Genomic DNA, 24,937 nt, shown 5'->3' on the forward strand with positions numbered 1-24,937 from the left:
TACCTTTTACTGTAGGGGGAATACGTATGATGGGTAATGGATTTATGGATTCAGGGTCGTTTGATGCTATATTAAGATACCATTACATAACCGAAGGGAAGATGTACTATGCCACATATTATTGGGGAACGCATCGTATTGAGGGAGTATCGTCAGGAGGATATACCGGAAATACGAAAATGGGTCAATGACCCGGATATTACACGCGGTTTGAGCGATGTTTTTACTTATCCTCATTCTCAGACGAATAGCGAAGCCTACGTACAGATGATGATCGATGGTAACTCCGAGATCAAGGGCTTTGTTATTGCACATAAAGACACACTGGACTATATTGGACAACTGGATTTATTTAAAATCAACTGGTTGAATCGGCACGCCACGCTCGGCATTGTGATTGGGCGCGATGATAACCTGGGCAAAGGCTACGGACGTGAAGCGATCCGGCTATTACAGAAATTTGTATTTCATACACTGAACCTGAATCGGCTGGAGCTGGAGGTCTATGCATACAACGAGCGTGCATATCGCTGCTATCTGGCCTGCGGCTTCAAGGAGGAAGGTCGGCTGCGGCAAAAGCTGTTCAGGGAAGGCCAATACTATGACATCATTCAAATGGGCATTTTACGAAGTGAGTATAAGGCTGCGGAGCAAACGACGGAATCTCGATAATGAAAGCACATAAGTTATTTTATTCCGTCAGCTTTCTTCAATTTTTTATGAGTGAGATTACAGGGACTACGCTCATCTTATTTCTCTTAGCCAAAGGACTTTCTCTGCAAAGTGCGAACTTCTTACTACAGGTGCGATTGCAGACAAGCGAATCATAGAAGCCCGCGAGATTGCGGGCTTTTGGGGTAGATACCTGACATATTGAACATTTTATTCGTAATATCCCTCGGTTGATTTGCGTAATTGTTTGAATTGAATAGCATCATGACCGAACCACACTTGAGAATTCGTCCGTGCAGCCAGAGTGCGGATTTTTTCCACCGTATCCCGGTAACCAAGCAGATCATAAATAACGCCTGGCGGCTTGACGGGTGGACCGTAGCTTTCCGCTGAATAAATAGCATCCGAAGCGAGGATGATCCCCCCTGTCTCCGGCAGTTCAATATGCAAGCCTATCATCCCCCAAGCATGCCCGCTACCAAAGTTGAGGACCTTGATGCCTTCAGCCAGTTCCAGGTTATCCTGATGGCGTTTGATTGTTTTCCACTGCAAGTGATTTTTGATCCATGCATCAATGTCCGCCCAGACATAAGCTCCTTCTTTTACATTACGGGCATAGCTCTGCAGCGCACCGTTCAACTCATCCTCATGTACGATAATGGTAGCGTTCGTGAACATTTCCAGGCACCCCGCGTGGTCCAAATGCAAATGAGAGGCAATGACGTACCTAATTTCCTCGGGTCTTACGTTCAACTGCTCCAGCCGGTTATGCAGGTAACATTCCTCACTGGCCACCCAAGGAGATGCCAATTGCGTTGATTCGGCCCAACGCCCTTCGCGGCCCATCGAGTTCGGATTACATGCTGTATCAAACAGAATCTTTCCCTCAGGATGGTCGATCAATACTGTATAAATGGGGAATTCTGCGAATTCTGTTGACGCATTAGGATTGTTAATCGTAGCCGGGTTATGCATCGCAATGATCCAGTTCTTGTCCATGCTCATTCGTCCGTTATCCATCACATACAGTTTAGGCCGCGGTTTAATAATATTTGGCATGTTTGTTTCCTCCCGATGAAGAGTAATTTACAAGTAGATCTCTGACTTCACTCGTGACGATTACGCTGCCGTAGCGGCAGGTATAGACATACCTTAATATAAAATCTAAACTTACATAAGGAGGCACTTTAATGTGTCCAGGGTACTTTTAAGTGCATAGGAGGGGATAGGATTTGACATCTTCAATCACCAAAAAACAACCCGACATCACGCTGGCGGGTTGTGGCTATAGCAGAGTTCTCGACATTATTTCCAACAAGTGGACGGCGCTCGTCATTTACGCATTGGAGAATGGGCGCATCAGATACGGGGATATTTCAAGAAGAGTCGAGGGCATCTCCAAAAAAATGCTGACACAAACGGTACGAAAGCTGGAGCGGGATGGGCTAGTCCAACGCCATATTACACCAACAGTACCTGCTACTGTGGAATATTCGCTAACCCCTTTAGGCGAAACCTTACTTCTACCGATGAAAGAATTAAGACAGTGGGGCAGAACGAATTATTCGCATGTAGAAGAGGCAAGAGTCAATTATGATCTGAAATACAGTAAGTGAAGATTTGGATTGTGCTTATCATCGGCTTGTTGATCAGCTTTTCGAACTCGGCGGGGAATACATTTCAACAGCCACGTCAGATCGGCCTTTCCGAACAAGGCATTTGGATCATGGAAATCATCAAGGCAGCCCTGTAATCTTTCATTATACAAGCCAAACTCGAACTATACTGAACTTGAAAAATAAACATCAAAACGGAGTAGGCGGAATGGTGCTGTACAAGCGAAGCGGTCGCTTTAAAAGCTTTCCGTAGGATAGCTGGCTTCGGAAGCATCACTTCCCCGGATTTTTACCTAGTTATATGATTATTCAAGAAATCCGGGGGAGGTGGCGATAGGAAGCACCATTCGACTGCGTAGTGGCACGATAAGTAACTTTTAAGTTCAGCCCCTTTGATCGTTATTTTTCCGCGTTCCACAGCTTAAGCCGATTTTGGATCAGTCCGGTGTAGATTTCTTCAGCCTTCGGCACACCTGCCTGATCCAGCTCTTGGAGCATGCGGTCATAGATAGCATCAAATTGATCGGGCTTGGCGAGTACAGCTTCGGGAATCCGTTTGCGCACAATGTCCTGCGACTTCTGATAAATGACATTGTAGTTTGTATTGGTCGGAACGGGCATGTTGTAGGCGGCGCCCCATTCTTTCACCGGAAAATCCTTTTCGTTCGGGAACAGGTCCTTCCACGTTCGAGCATTGTAGGCTTGCAGTGATTTTTTTTCGGCCCGGCTGTAATTTTCAGTAATCATCTCTGGATAGTTCGTCGTATAGTAGTTGCCGGAAGGGTCCTTGATGCCGTCACCGTAATGCGGCCCCCATATCCAGTACAAACCGATGCCCGACTCTCTCATAAAGGCGGAATTATCGGTGTTTTTACGTTGCTGCACATCGGGCGGAATAACCCGTTTGCCGTTCTCTACATTGTAATGCTGGCCTTCGATTCCCCAGTTGCGCAAAATCTGTCCTTCGTCGGAGGCCAGAAAATCCAGAAACTTGATGGCACGCACGGGATTTTTGCACGAGGTCGTAATTCCGATCCCGTATGCAGCATCAAAGCCGAGCGGCTGGAGGGAATGATCCTTGTATTTCTCGCTTAACGTAACCGGGAAATGCGCGTAGGTAAATTCATCCTTGCCCGACGCTTTGAGCGCGTTTTCGGCATCCTGATAGTTCCACTCCTGATCAATGAGTCCAATCACACGACCTGCGGCGATTTTGGACTTGTATTGATCGCTTTTTTGCACAAAAGTATCCTTATCCAGCAGTCCTTCGTTGTACATATGATTCAGCCAGCGAAAATATTCCCGTTCCTCCGGGCGTTTGTAGTGGAGAATGGCTTTACGTGTCTTGGGATCGATATAATACTCTCCATCGTCCGGTCCGCCTGTAGCGGTAACTGCCGGATTTGTTACGGTAATTTGAATTTTCCAATCTTCGGCATCCAGGGAGAGGGGGATGGTAGGTTGACCGTTAGTGGTGGGATATAGGGCTACATAGTCCTTGAGTGCTTTTTCAAAATCCTGAACTGTGCGAATTTTCGGATAGCCGAGCTTCTCCAGCGCCTGATGCTGGATTTCGAACCCGGCTTGTGCGTCAAATGCGATGTGATCTACGCCTAAATTTGTCGGAATGGTATAGATGGCAGGGTCGTCATGGCTATATTTTATACGGTTAAAATAGTCTCCGTACACTTTCTTGATATTGGGGCCGTATTTATCAATCAGGTCGGTTAAGTCAATGAGTGCCCCGGCATCGACCAGCTTACCGACATCGTTTTTGGGATAGACTAGGTCAGGATACTCTCCGCTGGCAGCCATCAAAGCAAACTTTTCCTCACTCCGGCCATTGACGGCATGTTCTCCGTTCAGTGTCACGCCCGTTTTTTTGATAATTTCCTGTCCAATTGCATCCTTCATGTTATTCCAATTCGAGCTGGCGTCACCACCAAAAAAAGTAAGTGTAACAGGACTGGTATCATCGGGATTTTCATTTTCTGCCGTACCGCCTGTTCCGTTTGCGCAGCCCGTCGTGACGAGCAGCAACAAAGCCAGGAGAAGGATGGAGCCTTGTCGTACCGACCTGATCTTGAACATCTGCAAAATCCCCCTTTATAAGTATGATTTACATAATGTAAGTGCTTTCAATAGTAAATTGTAGGAAATACCGAACCTTACGTCAAGTCATTTATGTTGATTTGTTATGTGTTTGTTTTTTTATTATGCAAACATATTTTGGTGGATGGTGTGGATTTGTGCAAATCTATCGTTTGATGATCTCAAACAAAGTGTGCTACGATGATACCAGTTTATGGGTACACCCATGCAATTGGAAAGGCAGAGGCAAAAAAAGATTCCGAATAGGGTTGGGTGAGAAGATGCGTGGAAAAGTAACGTTGCAGGAAATTGCGGATGCGGCTGGTGTTTCAAAGTTCGCTGTTTCGCGTGCATTGTCCGGCAAGCCCGGAGTAAGTGAGGAAACGAGGGCAGTGTTGGTCAAGCTGGCTGCCCAGATGGGCTATTTTCGCAATCATCCAAAGACAACGGGGGTGGAACCTCGGGACACGGATGCCGGGGAATGGTCGGGAACTGTGCTGGTGTTATTTCCAAATATACGGCACCAGAATAGAGAATCCAGGTATTGGGGTCCTGTGTTTGAAGGCATTTCTGAGCGCTTGAATGGAAAGGGAATGAACATGCTGACGTTAACGGAGCCTTCAACAGAGGATATGTTTGCTTTGCTGAATCCAGAAGCGATCAGGGGCATTATTACGGTAGGGTCGATTTCTACTTCTATATTGCTGAATATTTATCGGATGAGCATTCCGGTCGTTATGGTGGATCATTGGGATGCTGCGTTTTTAAGCGATACGGTGTTTACAGATAACCGCACATGTATGTCTGAGCTCATGAGAAATGTGCTGTGCAGGGGCTATACCCGCTTTCAATTTGTTGGAAATATCGACGATGCTCACAGCTTCTCTGAACGTTGGGAAGCTTTTCGCTCCACATTGGAGCTTGGAGGAATAGGATTAAAGCAAAATAGAGCCTTGCTCCACATGGGTGCGCAGAAGCTTGCCGAGGAATTGGACAAGCTGACCGAGGATGAATTGCCAGAGATGTTTGTATGTGTGAATGATGTGACTGCCGGGCACGTGGTGGATGCGCTCAAACGAAAGGGAATTGACGTCCCGAGGCGCTGTGGAGTGACCGGTTTTGACGATACGAGCGAGCAGATGCCGATTTATGCTACGGTTAGAGTGGATAAGGAGCTTTTGGGCATGCGTGCGGTGGATCAATTGCTATGGCGCATAACCAACCCGGATTCCCCCGTCGAGAAAAAGCTTCTGCACGCGGAACTGGTCGTACGAGAGGGGTATGCGCCGCGGCTCAGTCAGGGTAAGGATGATCATGAACACCCGATAAGTACAATCACATATAGTTGATGTCCAGATATAGATAGGTAGTTCCATACACGCGGACTGATAAAAAAGTCGCTTTTTAGCCTTTTGGGGCGAGGGCGGCTTCTCTTTGTTGTTTTGCAATTTTTTTTGTCACAAAAAACGATTTGACTATTTTGTTAGCTTAATGTTATTTTTGTTATGTTTATAGAGGAGTCCAGATGTTCCCAATCATCCTTATAGGGAGGCTTGCGACGATGTTCAATGTGACAGGGTTGGATAACTGGAGGTTTAGGAAAGCACCAGGTGATGAGTGGCTTAGCGCGAAAGTACCGGGATGTGTGCATACGGACCTTTTACGACATGGCAAAATTCCAGATCCTTTTATTGGAACGAACGAGGCGGAGGTACAATGGATTGACAAACAGGACTGGATATACGAAGCCTGTTTTGAAATGAATGTGGAACAGCTTCAGTGCCCGTGTGTAGAATTGGTGCTGGAGGGCTTGGATACGTATGCGGAGGTAAAAGTGAACGGGCACCCCGTTTTGTCGGCCAACAATATGTTTCGGATGTGGAGGAGGGATGTGAAGGCATGGGTTCAGCAGGGAGGGAATCGGCTGGAAATCAAGTTCCGTTCTCCGGTAGCTGAGGATCTGCCCAAGCTGGAGCAATTGGGTTACGCGCTTCCCGCGCCGAATGATCAGTCCGAAGCAGGTGGTTTGGCGGACAAAAAGGTAAGCGTTTTCGCACGTAAGGCTCCTTACCATTACGGTTGGGATTGGGGGCCGAGGCTGGTGACGAGCGGCATTTGGAGACAGGTACGGGTGGAGGCATGGTCTGGTCTGATCGTAAGAGACTTATTTATCCGGCAGGATGAAATCAGTGTAGACAGAGCCAGACTCACGGCTGTTGCAGAAATTGAAAATGCGGGTGAGATCAGAGAAGCCGATCTGCGTATTTCTGCTGACGGCAGGGAATGGCTGAAGCCTGTTCGTCTGTTGAAGGGAAGGCAAACGGTGGAGCTGGAGCTGTACATGGGGCAACCCAGGCTATGGTGGTGCCGGGGACTGGGAGAGCCGCATCTATATACGTTTGCAGCCGAGCTTGTGGAGCAGGATGAAGGAGCTGTAATCGCGGAAAAAACGGTGAAAACGGGCTTGCGTTCGATTCGTCTTGTGCGTGAACAGGATGCGGCGGGAGAGAGTTTTTATTTTGAACTGAACGGGGTTCCAGTGTTTGCGAAGGGAGCCAACCATATTCCGAATGACAGCTTTGCCCCTGAAGTGACACGAGAAAGGTATCGGCATGAGATTGCCAGCGCTGCGGCCTCTCATATGAATATGTTACGGGTCTGGGGCGGCGGTATTTATGAGGAATATATATTTTACGAGCTGTGTGATGAATACGGTTTATTGATATGGCAGGACTTTATGTTTGCGTGCAGCATGTACCCGGGCGATCCAGCTTTTTTGGACAATGTGTCTAAGGAAGCGGAGGACAACATCAAGCGTCTGCGTAATCATCCATGTATCGCGTTATGGTGCGGCAATAATGAGATTGATTCAGCTTGGGCGCATTATGAGGAGAACGGGGGCTGGGGCTGGAAAAAGGATTATTCGCCAGCGCAGCGAGAGCGCATGTGGTCTGATTATGAGACGCTCTTTCACGGGATTTTACCGGAAATGGTACACACCTGGTCCCCGCAGACGGCATATTGGCCCTCGTCTCCACTGATCGGCCTGTCTGGAGACCGAAATCAGCATGCTCATCCGTCTTCGACGGCGGGAGATGTTCATTACTGGGGCGTATGGCACGCATCTGAGCCTTTTGAGCATTACCATGTGCATGTGGGGCGCTTTATGAGTGAATATGGCTTTCAGTCCTTTCCCGAATACAGGTCCGTGCGCGCCTATGCGGAAGAGAACGATCTGGAACTGGAATCGGTAGTAATGCTGGCGCATCAGAAGAACGGGGCGGGCAATCGCCTGATTAAAGAATATATGGAGCGATACATGCGGGAGCCGAAGGATTTTAAAGCCTTTCTTCCCATGAGTCAGATTTTACAGGCGGAAGCGATGAAAATGGCCATTGAGGCGCATCGGCGTTGCAAGCCTTACTGTATGGGCACATTGTATTGGCAAATGAATGATTGCTGGCCCGTTGCCTCCTGGTCGAGCATGGATTATTTTGGTCGCTGGAAGGCGCTGCAATATACGGCTAAGCGCAGCTTTGCCGATGTGCTGCTGAGCGTAGCGGATACGGAGCAGGGGAATAAGGCGCTGCATATTGTCAACGATACGCTAAAGCCAGTTCAAGGCACGCTGCGGCTTACGCTTTTGCATATCCGGGGTAGCAAGGCCGTCCGTGAAGAGGACATTCAGGTAGAGCAGCAAGCTAATGCAGCGGGGCTGGTACATATACTGCCTGCCGACAAATGGCTGAATGGCCTGAACCCTGCAGAGCATATACTGGTCGCAGGTCTGATACAAAACGGTGAGCAGGTGGCTTCCTGTGAAGTTTATTTTGCAGACACAAAAGAGATGGATTGGCCGCAACCGAATATTGAAGTAACAGAGGTACAGGGAAGTGGAGGAAGCAGCTTTAGCCTTTGCTCGGATGTACTGGCGAGGCATGTATGGCTGTCGGCGGAGCGGGAAGGCATTTTTAGCGACAATCATCTGGATTTGGCTCCCGGTATTCCTAAAACGGTGGGATTTTTGGCTCTGGGCAGAGGGAGCTCGGCTTTTGAGGCAGCTTCTCCAGGCAAACTGACGGTATGCTCGTTGGTAGATTGGATACAGGGATAGAAAATAAACAGCTCAGGTTTATCCGTACTTCATGTAGGCGAAGCGGATAAGCCTTTTTGCTATCTAAAGCATTTTATGATGATATGTAGAGCGTTTTCATTATGTTAATATATTTAACAAAAATCACTTGGAAGAGGTGTGTGACCGTATCGTCTCCAAGGGCTATGATGTAGCAATTGGTATCGAAACGGGTTCACGCTGCTATCAGATGCCTACCTTACAGGAGGTCAAGACGATCATAGACGATTTGAAGGACGCGCCCGTATATCTATGGTATGACATTGGACACGGCATAGATGAAGCAGGGCATCACCAGCACATTTATCACAGCAGGCTGCATACGGATTTTGGCGCTCCAGTTGCTCGATATCAGCAGAAGGATACCAGCGCGACGCTCATGACCGAGGTTTCATCGTTCCTGTCGTTGCGGCATGGAGATGCGCGTCTGCTGGCGGTTCAGGCAGCTTCCTATTTCTCGCCAGGCTTTGTGCCTATGCAGGAGTTGACTGTCCATGAAACCGGCTGGACGCTATTGGGTCAGCAGGTCAAGGGATATTACGGGCCTGTTGCTGCCTCCGATCTGCCGCCTATCTCGCAGGAGGAGATCAGTCCGTGGTATCTGCTCCCGCATCACAAACGACCAACTAACCCATGAACATAAGCATGAAATCCGGGTGGATGTGGATCGTCAGGAGGATGTGTGGACGCTTCGTTTTCGTTCAGAAGGTCCGTTGGATTGCATGACACAGATTTTATTTGTTTTTGGGCGTGAGGGAAAATTCACTTGCGGGGAATATAGACTGGTTAATGGAGCGCTTCCATTGAGCTTGAAGCGATTGTGGTGTACACTGTCCAGAACAGGTGTAAATTGGAACGACAAAAGGCTGGACGGCTGTAAAGGAGGAAAAGACACACATGTATGCCCGTTTAAGATCGCTAAATTATCCTATAAAAGGGTATGTTTTTATCGTATTAGCTGTATGCTCAGTGATCAGCACTCTATGGATCATTAACGTGCAGCTGCCCTCGGGAGGACGCCCTTATCGCTTTATATGGTGGAATATGATGCTAGCCTGGATTCCCATGATCTTGACCTTGCTGCTGGACGTCGTTCATTGTTCCTGGAGAAGGGGGACGAGGACGTTTTTGTTGTGGATCACGGGAGCGGTATGGCTCTTTTTTTATCCCAATACTCCGTATTTAATCACAGATTTGCTGCATGTATTCGCAAGATATCCATTTCTTGGGGAGCAGCGCTTCTGGGGAGAGCCGTATTTCTGGAATCATGTACTGGGGATGCTGTTGGTCGCTGTCCTTGGGTTGACGATGGGATTTGTATCCCTCGAATCTGTGCGACAACTGGTACAACGTGCACGCGGCGGGTTTGTAAGCTGGCTGTTTGTGCTGGCGGTACTGCTGCTCAGCAGCTTGGGCATTTATATTGGCCGTTTCTTTCGAGGGAACACGTGGGACATTATTTCTGCACCTTCCCAGTTGTATGCGCAGGTGTCCTCCATATGGGCTGATACCCTACAGCGTACTCATTTTGTAGAGTTTAGCGGGATGGTATTTGCTATTTTGTTCATTAGTTATGTGTCCACAATGTGCGTGGTTTGGATCGGCAATAGCCGTCGGGATGAATGGCGTAACTGGTGATTTCGATGCGACCGAGTAGCTGAGTAGCCGAGTAGCTTCATAAGATTGAATAGAGAGGGGGGATAGAGACAATGAACGGACACAACCGATCAGATATTCGCGCAGGGCTTCAGGTGGATATTGTGCTTAAAAAAGATCAGCCTTCCGGAAAGTTGACGCGAGGAACGGTGAAGGACATTTTGACCAATTCTCCACGTCATCCGCATGGGATTAAAGTGCGTTTGGCAGACGGACAGGTTGGGCGTGTCAAGCATATCGTAGCTAATTAGAATAAAGCTGTAATGATAGTGGAGGGTGGTTATAGAATGCATGCTAAAGCATTTTCTAACCACCCTTTGATGTATCCTGAGATCCAGTTTCTGGGGCTATATATGCGTCATGGGACGGCTATTGAGATGTATGGTTGCGGCATCCATGTAGCTATCCAGCAGCCGTTCGAAAATGCGATCCCACGTCTGTTCCATGCTGTAGGCTCTACCCGCAACAGACATAGAATCACGAAATGGTCTGTCTTTGTACAACAGGTGCACAGCTTCGGCAAAGGCAGCGGCATCTCCGGCAGGACACAACAAGCCCGTCTTCCCATGGATGAGATTATCCTTTACCCCGCCTTCATCGGCACCGACCACGGGTGTTCCGCTCGCCATGGCTTCCAGCACGACATTGCCGAATGTTTCTGTAGTGGAGGGAAACAGGAATACATCCGCTGCGGCGTATAGCTCCGCTAATTCCTGCCCTTTCACAAAGCCAAGCCAATGGACTGCATGCTCTGGCACCCCCATGTCTGCCGCTGTTTTGACCTTGTACAGTGGACCGTCTCCTGCAATGACCAGCACAGATTCTGCCCGGACAACGTCCGGCAACTGGAGATAGGCATCCAGTAAGGTGTCTATTCCCTTCTCCAGTGCAAGTCTGCCAACATATAAAATAACGAATGCGTCTGCACGAATGCCCCATTTTTTCCATACTGCATAACGGTCCACTTTCGGTTGGAAACGTTGGGTATCAATGCCCCTGCCCCAGATTTCGAGCTGACTCATTCCTTTATTGCGCAATAGCTCCATGGTTGACCGAGAGGGTACGTATACTCTTTCACAATTTCTGTGAAACCAGAGCATGTATTTCCACAAGGCAGGTTCAAGCCAGCGAAGCTTGTAATATTCGAGGTATTTATCAAAGTGGGTATGATATGAGGCGACGAGTGGAACATGGTGTTTGACTGCGTAGCTTGTTCCGTACAGGCCAAGGTTAAACGGGGTAGCGACATGAATCAGGTGCGGGGAAAAGGCGGTCAAACGGTCGTTAATCTGTTTGGCGTTGGGAATCGCAAGTCTGCATTCCCGGTACAGCAAAAAAGGGATGCTCCGAAACCGTTCTACACCCGGCCCGGAGGGCAGATGATAGTCTGCCTCTGGTGCGAAGACAAGTGTAGATACCCCATGTTTCTCCAGATAGCCAATCCATCGTTCCAGTGTCAGGGCAGCGCCATTTACGTCAGGCGCATACGTGTCCGTAAATAATGCGACTCGAAGCATGCCTTCATTCCTCCTCCGCCATTCTCATTTATCCTATGACGTACCAAGGGAGTCCGCTTGGAGGCTCCGGCTTTTATTGTGCCATGATTTTGTTTACGGGCTTGCCGGGTTTTGTAAAAGCTGACCCGCGGACGGGCGGTTTTCTCGGAACATCCAATAGTAGACGAGGGAGGACAAAATATAAAGCACACCTGTCATGCTGAACGTGATGGCATAGCCCCAGTAATTGCCGTAGGTCGTAATCAGATAGGCTTGTACAGGTCCCATGCCTGCGGTTCCTAGCATCCAGGTCGTCTGGAGAACCGAGTTGGCAATACCCCGGTTTTTATCCGATACACGTTCCACCAGAATGGCGGTTTGCAGCGGATTGGCGGCATTCATCAACGCTTGCCTGAACAGAAAGCTGATGGAAGCAATCCAGAGGACATTCGTGAAGCCGGTAATCAGGAGAAACGGGAGCGAGAGCAATTGGAAGCCAACGACAGCCTTGACCAGTCCGATTCGGCTGCTAAGTGTAGGTCCGATCAGCATGGAGAGGATCGTCATCAGCTGACCGAGAGCAATCAGCAAGCTCATCGCACTGAGCGATACGGAAAAGCGGTTCGTAAAATACAAATTGAGATACGGGATGACCAGACCTGAGCCCAACCCGAGAAAAAACTGGGCAAGCACAAATTGTCCGATGACCCGGGTATCCGAAGAAGCAGCAGGAGCAGGTGATACTGGTAAAGCGGACGTGGATTCCGCCGTATTCGCTGATACCGGTTCAGGTGTCGATTTCGCAACGGCCGCTTCTTCTTCGACGTGAGTTGCTTTTGTCATGAACAATAATGGTATAAAAGCGGTTAATGTTGCCGTTCCCCCGAGGAACAGAGCAACCCGCAGACTGGAGAGCTGTGTGATCCCCCACGTTTGCAGCCCATCTGCAAGCACACCCCCGCCAAAGCTCCCCATGACCTGTGCTGCGAGTACAAGAGCCGAGTAATAGCTGAATATTTTCAAGCGTTGGGCTTTGCTGATGCTTTCCGCTAAAAAGGGTACAGCCAGCACCTGAATAAAGGCGGCGAATACGCCCGAAACGACGGCGAAAACCAGCATACTGCTGCTGGTATCTGTAAAGGTACGGATGAGAAAGGCAACACCGCTGAATAACGCACCGATGACCAGCATGTGTTTGCGGCTCCTCCGATCCCCCAAAAAACCGACCGGAATAAACAGCAAGGCTGTAGCCAGTGCTTGCATGCTCACCACTCGGCCATTCATGTCATCCCCAAAGCCAAGCCCCTGGATATACAGGTTATACAGAACGGAAAACATTCCCGTACCCATCTGGTACAGCAGATTGGCGATAAAAAATAATCGGATATTACGCGGCCACTTTCGAGGCTCGTCTAACATTTTGTTAATCCATGGCACGATGCGATCCTCCTGTGACGTTGATGCAGATCAGTAAATTGTATTGATATATATTCTAGCAGGATCTGTGCATTTCATAAATATTTCTTGTCTCCGATTTTTTTTGGGTAATAATAAAGCATGGACTTTACAATGAAATTTCATTATAGTAATTCGGTATGAATAAATTAGAAGGGTAAGCAGGAGGGATGGCTTTGGCTTTTGGAGCACGGGTGTTAAAAACGGGGATCGCAGTGACGCTCGCCCTTTTTCTGAGCATGCTTTTGAATACCCATTCGCCTGTGGGGGCAGCGATAGCCGCTATTTTTGCCATGCAACCGTCAATATACAGGTCGTGGCGTTATTTTCTGGATCAGCTCCAAACAAGCACATTAGGTGCAATCATGGCGTTGCTGGGCGGAATGGTATTTTCAAATGAACCGATTGCGGTCGGATTAGTATGTGTACTGGTACTAATGATATGTCTGAAAATAAATATGGCAGATACGGTAGGATTAACACTGGTAACCGTTGTTTCTGTCATGGAAGCCTCGGATGACTGGAAATTTGCCGTGACCCGTTTTGTGCTTACTTTAATAGGGATTGTTTCTGCTTTTGTTATTAATATTACGGTGTTTCCTCCGAAACCGAAAAGACAGTTTATCAATCAGATTCAAAGTGTATTTAACAGTATGTCCTTGCTGCTGCGCACCGCCATTTCCGATGAGATTAAAGAGTCTGTCTTTAAAGAGGAAAAAGGTAATCTGGAGGGAGCCATAAAATCGCTATCGGATAAATATCATTTGTTCGAGGAAGAGCAGAAGAAGCTCAAGCGCTCTCGGTTCAGTCAGACGAGACAGATGGTGGTATACAAGCAAATGCTCGGAAGTTTGCATAAAGGGTATGAGGTACTGGATGCGGTGGAAAGGCACTACTTCCAGTCTGTGCGACCGAAGGGAACGGATGCGTTTTTTGATGGTCATCTGGAACTGCTGATTCGGTTCCATGAACATGCGCTGCTGAAGTTTGAAGATAAGCTGAAACCGAACGAGGACGAAAGCGAAATGTTCCAGCATGCGAACGGTGAGTTTATGAAGCATGCGATTACCCGTTTTGACCACTGTCAGGAGGGGATGCTGAGACTCTCGATTGTGGCTGCTGCGATGTATGACTATGGTCATCAACTGGAGCGGTTGAGCAGACTGGCGGAACATATTCATCCTGTGGAAGAGAGCAAGTAGCGAATATATGAAAAAGCAAAAAGCGGCCGTGTTCATCTTACAGATGGACGACCGCTTTTTGCGTATATGAAAACATAAAAAAAGCCCGCTGGTTGCGAACAGGGGTTGAACTTGCTACAATAGAGGATGCTATGTTTATGGTAAAACCATGAATTTAAAGTCGTTAATTACACTTCTTATTACATTATAGCATGTTTCAAAGTGTAAGTCAATTTTCCCGGATCAGAGGGATGCCATGGGTATACCCAGGTCCATAATAGAGCATAGTTTAGCCCTGCGGTGGAGCAGGAGGAAACGGAACAGGAGTGATGTCAGTGACTACTGAGCAGCAATGGAACGAGGAACAACGGAGAGTAGAGGATGTGACTGCTGTCATTAGCGGGCGTATTCGGAAGCTGGAGACGGAGGTTGGCTCTGTACGTGGAGATGTCGTAGATATGCGTAAAGATTTTTGGGATGAGGTAACGATCAATTTCAGCGAGGCGGATGATGTGGGCGAGACCTCCACCAGCTTGCGTCAGCAATCCGAAATTTTGTCGGAAAGGGAGCGCAGGCACAAGCATTCCACTGAGGCACTGGGCCGTCTGAAAAAGCTGCTGGAATCACCGTATTTTGCACGTATTGATTTTGCTGAGGAAGGACAGCCCGCAGAGCGTGTTTATCTGGGGATCGCCTCCCTGCTGGATCATCAGGACGAGGAATTTCTGGTCTATGACTGGCGTGCGCCTATTTCCAATCTGTATTACGATCATATGCCGGGTCCCGCTTCCTATAAGTCTCCAGCAGGGGAAATGAAAGGAGAACTGACGCTCAAGCGCCAATTCTCGATCCGCGGTGGACAGATTCGTTTTATGTTCGATACAGGGGTAACGATTGGAGACGAGCTGCTCCAGGCGGTGCTGAGTCGCAGCTCGGATGCTCAGATGAAAAGTATCGTGGCAACCATCCAAAAGGAGCAGAATCGCATCATTCGTGATGATCGAAGCCGTATGCTTATCGTACAGGGGGCGGCGGGAAGTGGCAAAACCTCTGCTGCGCTCCAGAGAGTAGCCTATTTGCTGTATAAGTACCGTGACCGCTTACGCGCGGATCAGGTAGTGCTATTTTCGCCCAATCCGATGTTTAACAGCTATGTTTCAACGGTACTGCCAGAATTAGGTGAAGAAAACATGCTCCAGGCAACGCTTCAGGAGTATTTGGAGCGTCGGCTGGGCCGGGAGTTTCAATTGGAAGACCCTTTTGAGCAGCTGGAATATGTATTGTCGGCATCTTCACAGCCGGGGTATGAGGCCAGAATGGAAGGCATCCGCTTTAAGTCTTCCAAGACGTTTTTGCAAGCCATTACCGGATATAAGGCGTATTTGGAGCAGGAGGGTATGCGTTTTAAACCGATCCGGTTTCAAGGGCGCGAGGTGGTTCCATTGGAGGAAATGGTGCATAAGTTTTATGGGTTTGATGCTTCGGTTCGGCTGGCGAATCGGCTGGAGCTGCTGAGAGACTGGATGCTCAAGGAGCTGGCCCGTTTCGGTAAGGAGGAATGCTCCGCTCCATGGGTGGATCAGCAGATGGATCTGATGGAGCCGGAGGATTACCAGCGTGCTTATAATCGCATGCGGCGTAAATCCAAGAATAAGGGCCATACCTTCGACGATTTTACACGTGAACGTGAAATATTGGCGCGAATGGTGGTCAGTGATCGCTTGAAGCCTTTGCGTAAATGGATCAAAGCGCTTCGTTTTGTGGACACGACCCGCTTATACGGTGAGCTGTTTCAGAATGAGACGCTCCTGAGCCAACTGGCCGATCACGCCGAGCTGCCGGATAGCTGGAGCGAAATCAGCCGTCAAACGCTGGAACGGATGCAGGCCGGGGAACTGGCGTATGAGGACGTGACCCCCTTTTTATATCTGCGTGAGCTGATGTTGGGCTTCCGTTCCAATAGCCATATCCGTCATGTGTTTATTGATGAAGCACAGGACTATTCACCCTTCCAATTGGCTTTTTTCAAACGCTTGTTTCCACAGGCTAAAATGACCGCGCTGGGCGATTTTAATCAGGCGATCTATGCGCATGCTTCTGTGCTTCAGGATGCGGAGCCTCTCTATGAGCTGTATGGAGCGGAACAGACCGAGATGATTTCCCTGACACGCAGCTACCGCTCGACACAGGAAATTGTGGAGTTTACCCGGGGGATGGTGGCCGGGGGCGAGCATATTGTACCGTTTAACCGCAAGGGTGAGAAGCCTCGTGTTACGGAGGTACATTCGCATGAAACGCTGCACCGTCTGATCGTCGGGAACATCACGGAATTGCTGGCAGAAGGCTATGAATCCGTGGCAGTAATCTGCAAAAATGCTGGAGAAAGTGCAGCGGCTTTCGAAGCGCTCGAAGGGCAGTTGCCTGTGAAGCCAAGGCTGATCAAGAAGACAACTCCGGCTTTTGAAAAGGGAGTCCATATCATTCCGGCTTACCTGGCGAAAGGCGTAGAATTTGATGCGGTCCTGATCTATGACGGATCAGCGGAGCAATATCAGCGTGAAAGTGAGCGCAAGCTGTTCTACACTGCCTGTACACGGGCTATGCATTTGCTGCACATCTATACGATAGGCGAAATTACACCGTTCGTGAGTTCGCAGGAATCGGATACGTATACCTATAAGGTGGAAGAAAGTGATCCAGTTATGTAAGATTGGCATAATGGTGTGTATTCCAGTAACATAAGCAAATAAGTGAGGATTTTGCAAAAATCCTGAAGCAAAACAGGCAAGAAGCATAAACGGAGGTTACAAAACGTAATGAACATGAAGAGTGTATTTCAACGCCCGCCGCTGGCGGACTGTGTACCCGAGCTGGTAGCTACAGCCAGAGGGGAGCGCAAGGCATCGCTGGTTATCCGCGGAGGAACGCTGGTCAATGTGGTATCGGGCGAATTATTACCGGGAATGTCTATTGCTGTGCAGGGCTCCCGTATCGCATACGTCGGTCGGGACGTTAGCCATACCATCGGAGAAGACACAGTAATCATCGAAGCGGAAGGCCGCTATATGGCACCGGGATTACTGGACGGACATTGCCACATCGAAAGCACGCAGCTTACCGTAACGGAGTTTGCAAAAGCAGTGCTGCCGCTAGGCGTGACGGGAGGTTTTTTTGACCCGCATGAAATTTCCAATGTGCTCGGTCTGAAAGGGCTTCGCCTGATGCTTGATGAAGCACGTACGACACCGCTGGCTGCTTACTTGCAGGTGGCTTCTTGTGTTCCGTCCACAGGGCCGGAACTGGAAACGACAGGGGCCTCCTTCGGCCCTGCGGAAGTTGAGGAAGCCTTAAGCTGGGGCCCGGATATGATCGGGCTGGGCGAAGTCATGAATTTCCCGGGCGTCGTCTATGGAGACGATGTGATGATCGGGGAAATTCAGGCCACGCTGCGCGCGGGCAAGGTGGCGGACGGCCATTTTACATGGGCCTCCGACGATTGGCGGCTGCCGGTATATGCAGCCGCAGGGATTACGGGCGATCACGAATGTGTCACGCCCGAGGATGTAGCCGAGCGTATCCGGCTCGGCATGTATGCCAAAATGCGGCAGGGCTCCGCATGGCATGATGTGGCCGAGACCATCCGTGCCAGCACGGAAATGGGTCTCGACACGCGCCGCATGATGCTGGTGACGGATGACCGCAGTGCGGAATCCTTGCTCCATGAGGGTCAGATGGACTTCGTCGTCCGTCATGCTATTGCGCAGGGCGTCAAGCCCGTGACCGCGTTTCAGATGGCTACGCTGAATACGGCAGAGCGCTTCGGCGTAGCGCGGGATATCGGCTCGATCATTCCGGGGGCGATTGCCGATATTATTTTGCTCGATGGCCGTCTGGCCGAAGTGAACGTGACCGCTACAATTGCGGCGGGTCAACTGGTTGCCGAGCACGGCCAAATGGTCGCCGATTGGGATGGCTTCGCTTATCCGGCGGAAGTGATGGACACGGTCCGTCTGGGACGCGACCTGAGTGCTGCGGATTTCCGCATTGCGGCTCCCGTACAGGAGGGAGACGTGCCTGTACGTGTCATTCGTGTCACGGAAAATCATGTGGACACGAAGGAAGTGCGGATGACCGTTCCGGTCCGGGGTGGTGAGGTCACGGCAGATCCCGCGCAGGATCTGTGCAAAATAGCCGTCTTCGAGCGGCATCATGCCAGTGGCAGCCACGCGGTGGCACTCGTGACGGGCGTCGGTTTCACCGAGCCAGCCGCCATTGCCATGACCGTGGCGCATGACAGCCACAACCTGCTCGTCATTGGCAACGATGACGAGTTGATGATCCAGGCGGCGAAGCAGGCCGTGGCTATGCGCGGCGGCGTGGTGGTCGTGTCCGCCTCGGGCGAAACACGCTTCCCGCTGCCTATCGCCGGGCTGATGTCTCCTGCGCCGTTTGCAGAGGTGGCTGCGCAGTCCGAGAGCATCAGCCGGGCACTTCAGCAATCCGGCTGTGTGCTGAACAACGCGCTGATGACATTGTCGCTGCTGGCGCTGGTCGTTATCCCTGAAATCCGCCTGTCGGATCAGGGACTTGTTGTGATCGGAGCAGACGGTATCCGCAAGGTATCGCTCTTCGTGGAAGAGGATACTGCGGAAGCCTGATAGGCTAATAGCCCCTGTTTACTGCATTTAATATCAAAAATTTTCCTTCCAAGCAGGAATACGGGGAGCAATGAGCATATGCATCAGTATTATCGTTCATTAGAGCAGATGGTTTATCAGGCCTCGATTATAGAGCAGGATTGGAACAGATTTGTAGAACGAACCCATGTGAAGCATGTGCAACAGGGAACGTATCTGATCGAAACGGGTGAACCCGTGAATCATGCCTATTTTTGCTCAGAGGGATTATTCCGTTTATTCTACACTTTAGCAGATGGCAGGGAGTATAATGTTGGCTTTTCGCCAGCAGATGATTACGTAACCTCTTACGGAGCTATGGTCCAAGGAGAGCCGTCGACCTTTACCATTGAGGCTATGGAGGATTCGATAGTCATTGAAATCCCCTATGACGTACTGAAGGAGCTTATGGATACAAGCCATATGTGGGAAAGATTCGTACGCAAGAGTGTAGAGAGACTATACATTCGAAAAGAGGAACGGGAACGCGAATTACTGTATCTTTCCGCCAAGGAACGTTACCAAGCCTTTCTGCTCAAGTATCCCGGATTGGATAAACGAATTGCCCAGTATCATATCGCTTCGTACATCGGTGTATCCCCCGTTTCGCTTAGCCGATTGCTCCGCAGCGATCCGCATTAACATAGGTTAATGCAGCTTGGAGGACAAGCAGCATACAATAACGTTAGTCCATTCGAGCTTTATAAAAAAGGGGATAGGCATATGCGGTATATGATGATTGTATTGTTGGAATTTTATCCTTCCTGGCTGGCTTTGCCTCGGGAAGAGCGTCGAAAACATGCGGGGTCCTTGCAGGAGAGCATTCAAAAATATAGCGAGCATGTTCAAGTTCGCTTTTTTGATGCAGAGGCGCTTCCCGGCAAGGATTACACTGATTTCGTCGTATGCGAAACGGAGGATATGAGACAGTATCATTATATGTGGGAAGAAATTCGCGACTCGGAGCCATACACCAAGGGGTATATGAAGATAAAAGATGTGGTCATGGGCATGGAAAATGCATTTCAGTCCTATGAGTCAGAAATACTACAGATGGAAAAATAACATGGATACCCATGCAAAAGAAGGCGGATTCTTGAGCTGTTCATATTCAGCTTAGGAATTCGCCTTTTTCTTTTTGCCATCATTCAGCTTATATCTGTGACCAAGGGGGCTGCTGTAAGCATCTGCTCGGCTTCGTGCTGCTTGCGATATTGTGAAGGGGGCATGCCGTTCCATTTTTTAAAGGTTGCGATAAAATAACTCAGATTGTCAAAGCCAACCTCCAGCGCAATATCGACCACTTTGCGGTCACTTTGCTCCAGCAGTCTGCAAGCCTTCTGAACCCGGTGGTAATTGATGTATTCGACCGGGCTTTTTTGCACCATTTGCTTGAAGAAACGGCAAAAGTGTCCCTCACTCATACGAATCTCATCCGCGATATCCCGCAAACGAATGGGCTCATGAGCATGATTGTTGATATACGCCAGCGCTTTTTTGATCCGTTCGACCTTGCTGCGTTGACCTGCCATAATCACATCCTCTCCGTTAGCTGGGGTCATATGAGGATACATGCTGGCGATGATGCCATAGAGCTGTGCCTTGGTTGCCAGCTCACGGGCAGGTGCATTCTGCTCATGGCTGGTAATGATGCGGCGTAGCGAGGTCAGCACCTCCTGTTCCCAGGGCAGGACCCCGCGAATGTGAGGGGGAACGACGAGCTTTTTGCTGATAAAGGGGTCGATAAACTGCTCCTGCACCGTATCCTGTGTCCGGCTGTGCAGCAGATCGGGATGAAACACCACAGCAGAGAATACGCAGCTTGGAGCATTTTTTAAATATCCGGCGTGAAGCTCTCCGCTGTTGACAAAAAGAGCCTCACCTTCACTGACCTCGGTGTATTCCATATCCGTCTGAAAGACGGCGCTACCCTGCTCCACGACGATAAACTCCATTTCCTCATGCCAATGAGACTCCAGCACGCTGTTTCCGTTCAACTGCTCTACGCTCGGATACACGCTGACCGGATACATAGGGTTACCATGAATGCGGTTTTCCCGCAACATTTCCCGATTCATTTCACCCGCTCCCCTCCTGATTTTTGTTTTGTATAGAAAATATCAAAATATTGATACAATACGTCAAAATAAAAGAAGTAAACCCTTACATAAATCAATATTATTATAGTAAGGATTTCGAAAAAATCCAACCAGTGATTTTATCTGGGTTCAACAATATATAGATCGAAACGGAGGAAATAAACAGATGAAATTTACAGATGGCTATTGGATGATCCGCAAAGGCTATGAGATCCAAAACCCTGCCGAAATCCGTGATATTGTGACGGAAGATGCTTCCATGACGGTATATGCGGCGACCCACCGGATTGAGCATAAAGGAGACACCCTGAACGGGGCGTTGCTGAAAGCGACCTATAGCTCGCCGATGCCGAATGTCATTCGGGTACGCTTTAACCACCACAAGGGGCGGGTGCATCATGGACCGGATTTTGAAATTCGCACCTTGCCAACAGAGGTGGATATTACGGTAGGTGAGGACACAGCGGTTCTGAAAAGCGGCAATCTGAGTGTGCGCGTCGGCCGTGGAAAGAGCTGGGACGTAGGTTTTTATGTGGAGGATCGTAAAATCACGGGTAGCGGACATCGTGGGCCAGGATACATTACAGACCCGCAGGCTCAGCCTTTTTTCCGGGAGCAGCTGGAGTTGGGAATCGGGGAGTACATATACGGCCTCGGGGAACGCTTCACTCCATTTGTGAAAAATGGGCAGGTGGTCGATATCTGGAATGAGGACGGCGGCACGAGCAGTGAGCAGGCGTACAAAAACATTCCATTTTACCTTTCTAATAAAGGGTATGGTGTGTTTGTCAATCATCCGGAAAAGGTATCGTATGAAATTGCATCGGAAAATGTCTCGAAGGTGCAGTTTAGCGTCTCCGGCGAATCGTTAGAGTATTTTATAATTGGCGGAGCTAACCCTAAAGAAGTGCTGGACAATTACACCAAGCTGACGGGCAAGCCCGCGTTACCACCAGCCTGGACCTTTGGTTTGTGGCTGACGACCTCGTTTACGACCGATTATGATGAAGCGACGGTGAATCATTTTGTGGACGGGATGGCTGAGCGTGATTTGCCGCTCTCTGTATTCCATTTTGACTGCTTCTGGATGAAGGAATACCAATGGTGCGATTTCCAATGGGATCAAGATATGTTCCCGGATCCGGAAGGTATGCTACAGCGTTTGAAAGCGAAGGGACTCAAAATTTGCGCATGGATTAACCCGTATATTGCGGAAAAATCCATTTTGTTCGATGAAGGCATGGAGAACGGGTATCTGGTCAAAACCGCCGATGGCGGCGTGTGGCAATGGGATATGTGGCAGGCGGGTATGGGGCTGGTTGACTTTACCAATCCAGCTGCGGTGGCCTGGTATCAGGATAAGCTGAAGGTGCTGGTGGATCAAGGTGTGGATTGTTTTAAAACTGATTTTGGCGAGCGGATTCCTACGAATGTGGTGTATCATGACGGCTCTGATCCGGTGAAAATGCACAATTATTACACGCATTTGTACAACAAGGCTGTATTTGACGTGCTGGAGGAAAAACTGGGTAAAAATGAAGCGGCGTTATTCGCACGTTCCGCTACGGCGGGGGGACAGCAGTTCCCGGTTCACTGGGGCGGTGACTGCTCATCGACATATGAGTCGATGGCGGAATCACTGCGGGGCGGCTTATCGCTTGGCTTGAGCGGCTTTGGCTTCTGGAGCCATGATATTAGCGGCTTTGAATTAACGGCTGCGCCGGACGTGTACAAACGGTGGGTACAATTTGGACTATTGTCCTCCCACAGTCGTCTGCACGGAAATGAATCATACCGTGTGCCTTGGCTGTTCGATGAAGAATCGGTGGATGTGGTACGTAGCTTTACGAAGCTCAAATGTTCATTAATGCCGTATCTGTATCCGTCCGCTGTGGAATCCTCGGTGAAGGGTCTGCCGATGATGCGGGCTATGGTGCTGGAATTCCCGCAAGACCCGAGCTGTGCAACGCTGGATCTGCAATACATGCTGGGCGATTCCATTTTGGTGGCCCCGATCTTTAATAAGGAAGGCAACGTACAGTATTACGTACCGGAGGGCCAGTGGACGAATCTGTTGACGAATGAAACCGTGTCGGGTGGTCGCTGGGTTAACGAGCATCACGATTTTACAACCCTGCCCGTGCTGGTGAAGCCGAACACGCTGCTGGCGATCGGTCATGAGGACAGCCGTCCGGATTATGATTATGCAGAACAAGTGGCTTTTCACTTGTTCGAGCTGGGTGAAGGGCAGCAGGCTCGGACGGTTATCGTGAATACTTCTGGTGAAGAAGAGCTAACCGTTACTGCCAGTCGCAAGGCTGCTGTGATTACGGTGAAGGCAGAGGGTGCGGTTAAACCATGGTCACTGGTTCTGCGGGGTATTCACGAGGCTATTCAGGTCGAGGATGGCAGCATTCAAACGGGAGAGCAGGGTGTGATCATTACACCAGCCTCAAGCGGACAGCAGGAGCTTGTCATTCACTTGGGATAGATCATGTACACTCGCTCACAAGTAAAATTCGTCATTCTATAGTGTAGCAATGTATTGCAAAAAGGGGCTTGCCTGATCAAAACGGGCAGGCCCTTTTTTGCTTTGGAGTCGTAATGGAAATTTTCAACGTAGGTTTCAATTTTTGTTTACCCTTGCTGAACAAGCATCGGTACGATGAACTGCCTGAATATGTCCACAGGAGTCCGCTTCTTTTTGAACTTGTCAGCAGTAACAATAACCACTATGTCATAAGACGGGACGACAACAATGTATTGACCGCCAAAGCCGAGCGCGTAATAATAATCCGTTTCAGTGCTTTTCTCCGTTTCGTCTGAAAAGGAAGAAGCCCACCAGTGCCAGCCGTAAAAGGCTTTTTGGGGTTTGGCCGTAGGAAGGAGCGCACGAGTGGACTGCCGGATTGTCTCTGCCTGGATGAACTGACGGCCTTCCCGGCTTCCTTCGTTTAGGTAAAGCAGGCCAAATTGGAGCATGTCCATGGGTTTGAGATGCAGCCCAAAGCCACCCGTATGAGTGCCGTGAGGATCGGTTTCCCAGTGGTAGCTTTCAATACCCAGCGGTTGGAATAACTGCTGCTCGGCAAATTCAGCTACCGCTTGTCCAGAAGCTTGACGCAAAATGGTAGCCAGAAGCTGAGAACAGCCGGAGTTGTACTCCATTCGGGTACCTGGTACATCAGCGAGTGGCTGCGACAGCACAAATTGCACCCAGTCTGATGTTTTGCTCATCGTCGGAAATGAATTTTGCCCGCCAAATTCAGTCCAGCTAAAGCCCGCGGACATCGTTAACAGATGTTCAATCGTAATATCACGCTTTCGTATATCACTGTCCTTGGCAATCTGGGGAAAAAATTCGAGGATCGGTGTGTCTGGTTGCGGTACGATTTGCTGATCCATGGCGATGCTGACTAATGCGGCAAGCACGCTTTTGGTGCAGGAATTTATTTTATAGCGTTCATTCGCAAATTGAGGTTCACGGTAGTATTCCAGCGCCATGCTCCCATGCTGGAAGATCAGGCAGCTACGGATTTCCAGCTCGGTCAGCCCGCAAACAAGCGGTGTAAGTTCCAGACTGCTCAAGTAAGTCCCTCCTTGACATTTAAAGTACATAAATAAATAGTATATCATTTTTAAAGATCACCAATCTGACAAATCTCATGATCATCTAATAAGAGATGAATATAAGGATGGCGTTACTTTTTTTGTTTTTATTTCAGAAAAGAACATATTAATTCACCACATTGTCACAATTACATTGAAAAAACTATACACTTTTCTTGTTTCGTTCAAAAACTTCAGCGAATTAAACGATATATAGTAAGTTGACATTATATTCAGACATAACTGGGGGACCG

The 24,937-nt window shown here is 49.2% G+C and carries 19 protein-coding genes and 1 pseudogene; 14 read left to right on the forward strand and 6 right to left on the reverse strand.

What is annotated here, in order from left to right; translation table 11 throughout:
- The first annotated feature begins 108 nt into the window (after positions 1 to 108).
- Positions 109 to 672, forward strand: a complete 564-nt coding sequence (locus tag NST83_RS09490) for a GNAT family protein (protein ID WP_342417422.1) — start codon at positions 109 to 111, stop codon at positions 670 to 672.
- A 210-nt stretch (positions 673 to 882) separates the two neighbouring features.
- Here NST83_RS09490 and NST83_RS09495 read toward each other — a convergent pair whose 3' ends face one another.
- Entirely contained in the window at positions 883 to 1,731 is an 849-nt protein-coding gene (locus tag NST83_RS09495) for an N-acyl homoserine lactonase family protein (protein WP_342417423.1), read from the reverse strand.
- 173 nt (positions 1,732 to 1,904) lie between these two features.
- On the opposite strand from NST83_RS09495, the gene NST83_RS09500 reads away from it, so the two are divergent.
- Together NST83_RS09500 and NST83_RS09505 are read left to right on the forward strand one after the other, a co-directional pair.
- Entirely contained in the window at positions 1,905 to 2,288 is a 384-nt protein-coding gene (locus tag NST83_RS09500; protein WP_137062618.1) for a helix-turn-helix domain-containing protein, read from the forward strand.
- Entirely contained in the window at positions 2,285 to 2,425 is a 141-nt protein-coding gene (locus tag NST83_RS09505; protein WP_342417424.1) for a hypothetical protein, read from the forward strand. The genes NST83_RS09500 and NST83_RS09505 overlap by 4 nt, the downstream gene beginning before the upstream one ends.
- Positions 2,426 to 2,687: 262 nt before the next feature.
- Here the strand turns inward: NST83_RS09505 and NST83_RS09510 are convergent, their stop codons facing one another.
- Positions 2,688 to 4,379, reverse strand: a complete 1,692-nt coding sequence (locus NST83_RS09510; RefSeq protein WP_342417425.1) for an ABC transporter substrate-binding protein — start codon at positions 4,377 to 4,379, stop codon at positions 2,688 to 2,690.
- Between the two features lie 281 nt (positions 4,380 to 4,660).
- Here NST83_RS09510 and NST83_RS09515 point away from each other — a divergent pair, with 281 nt between their 5' ends.
- The 5 genes and pseudogenes from NST83_RS09515 to NST83_RS09535 all read left to right on the forward strand — a co-directional run bounded on the left by NST83_RS09515 (position 4,661) and on the right by NST83_RS09535 (position 10,418).
- Complete coding sequence (locus NST83_RS09515) at positions 4,661 to 5,728, forward strand: LacI family DNA-binding transcriptional regulator (RefSeq protein ID WP_137062620.1); 1,068 nt, start codon at positions 4,661 to 4,663, stop codon at positions 5,726 to 5,728.
- Positions 5,729 to 5,940: 212 nt separating this feature from the next.
- Complete coding sequence (locus tag NST83_RS09520; protein WP_342417426.1) at positions 5,941 to 8,493, forward strand: glycoside hydrolase family 2 protein; 2,553 nt, start codon at positions 5,941 to 5,943, stop codon at positions 8,491 to 8,493.
- Between the two features lie 118 nt (positions 8,494 to 8,611).
- A pseudogene (locus NST83_RS09525) lies at positions 8,612 to 8,785 on the forward strand (sugar phosphate isomerase/epimerase); the annotation flags it as partial.
- 623 nt (positions 8,786 to 9,408) lie between these two features.
- Complete coding sequence (locus NST83_RS09530) at positions 9,409 to 10,149, forward strand: DUF1361 domain-containing protein (protein WP_342417427.1); 741 nt, start codon at positions 9,409 to 9,411, stop codon at positions 10,147 to 10,149.
- Positions 10,150 to 10,220: 71 nt separating this feature from the next.
- A complete protein-coding gene (locus NST83_RS09535) occupies positions 10,221 to 10,418 on the forward strand; it encodes a YwbE family protein (protein ID WP_342417428.1) in 198 nt (65 codons plus the stop codon).
- Positions 10,419 to 10,514: 96 nt separating this feature from the next.
- Here the strand turns inward: NST83_RS09535 and NST83_RS09540 are convergent, their stop codons facing one another.
- Positions 10,515 to 11,684 carry a glycosyltransferase family 1 protein gene (locus NST83_RS09540; RefSeq protein WP_342417429.1) on the reverse strand — a complete coding sequence of 390 codons (1,170 nt, stop codon included), beginning with the start codon at positions 11,682 to 11,684 and terminating at the stop codon, positions 10,515 to 10,517.
- Positions 11,685 to 11,777: 93 nt separating this feature from the next.
- A complete protein-coding gene (locus tag NST83_RS09545; RefSeq protein ID WP_342417913.1) occupies positions 11,778 to 13,082 on the reverse strand; it encodes an MFS transporter in 1,305 nt (434 codons plus the stop codon).
- A gap of 206 nt (positions 13,083 to 13,288) precedes the next feature.
- Between NST83_RS09545 and NST83_RS09550 the strand changes: the two genes are divergently transcribed.
- The 5 genes from NST83_RS09550 to NST83_RS09570 all read left to right on the forward strand — a co-directional run bounded on the left by NST83_RS09550 (position 13,289) and on the right by NST83_RS09570 (position 20,040).
- Positions 13,289 to 14,320: an aromatic acid exporter family protein gene (locus NST83_RS09550; protein ID WP_170970828.1), complete on the forward strand. Its 1,032-nt coding sequence runs from the start codon at positions 13,289 to 13,291 to the stop codon at positions 14,318 to 14,320.
- 308 nt (positions 14,321 to 14,628) lie between these two features.
- A complete protein-coding gene (helD, locus tag NST83_RS09555) occupies positions 14,629 to 17,007 on the forward strand; it encodes an RNA polymerase recycling motor HelD (RefSeq protein WP_342417914.1) in 2,379 nt (792 codons plus the stop codon).
- Between the two features lie 108 nt (positions 17,008 to 17,115).
- Complete coding sequence (locus tag NST83_RS09560) at positions 17,116 to 18,957, forward strand: adenine deaminase C-terminal domain-containing protein (RefSeq protein WP_342417430.1); 1,842 nt, start codon at positions 17,116 to 17,118, stop codon at positions 18,955 to 18,957.
- A gap of 78 nt (positions 18,958 to 19,035) precedes the next feature.
- Positions 19,036 to 19,617: a Crp/Fnr family transcriptional regulator gene (locus tag NST83_RS09565; RefSeq protein WP_137062627.1), complete on the forward strand. Its 582-nt coding sequence runs from the start codon at positions 19,036 to 19,038 to the stop codon at positions 19,615 to 19,617.
- Between the two features lie 81 nt (positions 19,618 to 19,698).
- A complete protein-coding gene (locus tag NST83_RS09570; protein ID WP_342417431.1) occupies positions 19,699 to 20,040 on the forward strand; it encodes a darcynin family protein in 342 nt (113 codons plus the stop codon).
- A gap of 83 nt (positions 20,041 to 20,123) precedes the next feature.
- Here NST83_RS09570 and NST83_RS09575 read toward each other — a convergent pair whose 3' ends face one another.
- Positions 20,124 to 21,053, reverse strand: coding sequence for an AraC family transcriptional regulator (locus tag NST83_RS09575; RefSeq protein ID WP_342417432.1), 930 nt, complete (start codon positions 21,051 to 21,053; stop codon positions 20,124 to 20,126).
- Positions 21,054 to 21,240: 187 nt separating this feature from the next.
- Here NST83_RS09575 and yicI point away from each other — a divergent pair, with 187 nt between their 5' ends.
- Positions 21,241 to 23,565, forward strand: coding sequence for an alpha-xylosidase (gene yicI, locus NST83_RS09580; RefSeq protein ID WP_342417433.1), 2,325 nt, complete (start codon positions 21,241 to 21,243; stop codon positions 23,563 to 23,565).
- Between the two features lie 146 nt (positions 23,566 to 23,711).
- Here yicI and NST83_RS09585 read toward each other — a convergent pair whose 3' ends face one another.
- Positions 23,712 to 24,662, reverse strand: a complete 951-nt coding sequence (locus NST83_RS09585) for a serine hydrolase (RefSeq protein ID WP_342417434.1) — start codon at positions 24,660 to 24,662, stop codon at positions 23,712 to 23,714.
- Positions 24,663 to 24,937 lie beyond the last annotated feature (275 nt).

It is taken from the genome of Paenibacillus sp. FSL R10-2782 (assembly GCF_038592985.1).
Classification (GTDB): domain Bacteria; phylum Bacillota; class Bacilli; order Paenibacillales; family Paenibacillaceae; genus Paenibacillus; species Paenibacillus terrae_C.

Coding starts and splice junctions, on each gene's coding strand:
- NST83_RS09490 (WP_342417422.1), top strand. CDS start 109: ATGCCACATATTATTGGGGAACGCATCGTATTGAGGGAGTATCGTCAG.
- NST83_RS09495 (WP_342417423.1), bottom strand. CDS start 1,731: ATGCCAAATATTATTAAACCGCGGCCTAAACTGTATGTGATGGATAAC.
- NST83_RS09510 (WP_342417425.1), bottom strand. CDS start 4,379: ATGTTCAAGATCAGGTCGGTACGACAAGGCTCCATCCTTCTCCTGGCT.
- NST83_RS09515 (WP_137062620.1), top strand. CDS start 4,661: ATGCGTGGAAAAGTAACGTTGCAGGAAATTGCGGATGCGGCTGGTGTT.
- NST83_RS09520 (WP_342417426.1), top strand. CDS start 5,941: ATGTTCAATGTGACAGGGTTGGATAACTGGAGGTTTAGGAAAGCACCA.
- NST83_RS09530 (WP_342417427.1), top strand. CDS start 9,409: ATGTATGCCCGTTTAAGATCGCTAAATTATCCTATAAAAGGGTATGTT.
- NST83_RS09535 (WP_342417428.1), top strand. CDS start 10,221: ATGAACGGACACAACCGATCAGATATTCGCGCAGGGCTTCAGGTGGAT.
- NST83_RS09540 (WP_342417429.1), bottom strand. CDS start 11,684: ATGCTTCGAGTCGCATTATTTACGGACACGTATGCGCCTGACGTAAAT.
- NST83_RS09545 (WP_342417913.1), bottom strand. CDS start 13,082: ATGTTAGACGAGCCTCGAAAGTGGCCGCGTAATATCCGATTATTTTTT.
- NST83_RS09550 (WP_170970828.1), top strand. CDS start 13,289: ATGGCTTTGGCTTTTGGAGCACGGGTGTTAAAAACGGGGATCGCAGTG.
- helD (WP_342417914.1), top strand. CDS start 14,629: ATGTCAGTGACTACTGAGCAGCAATGGAACGAGGAACAACGGAGAGTA.
- NST83_RS09560 (WP_342417430.1), top strand. CDS start 17,116: ATGAACATGAAGAGTGTATTTCAACGCCCGCCGCTGGCGGACTGTGTA.
- NST83_RS09565 (WP_137062627.1), top strand. CDS start 19,036: ATGCATCAGTATTATCGTTCATTAGAGCAGATGGTTTATCAGGCCTCG.
- NST83_RS09570 (WP_342417431.1), top strand. CDS start 19,699: ATGCGGTATATGATGATTGTATTGTTGGAATTTTATCCTTCCTGGCTG.
- NST83_RS09575 (WP_342417432.1), bottom strand. CDS start 21,053: ATGAATCGGGAAATGTTGCGGGAAAACCGCATTCATGGTAACCCTATG.
- yicI (WP_342417433.1), top strand. CDS start 21,241: ATGAAATTTACAGATGGCTATTGGATGATCCGCAAAGGCTATGAGATC.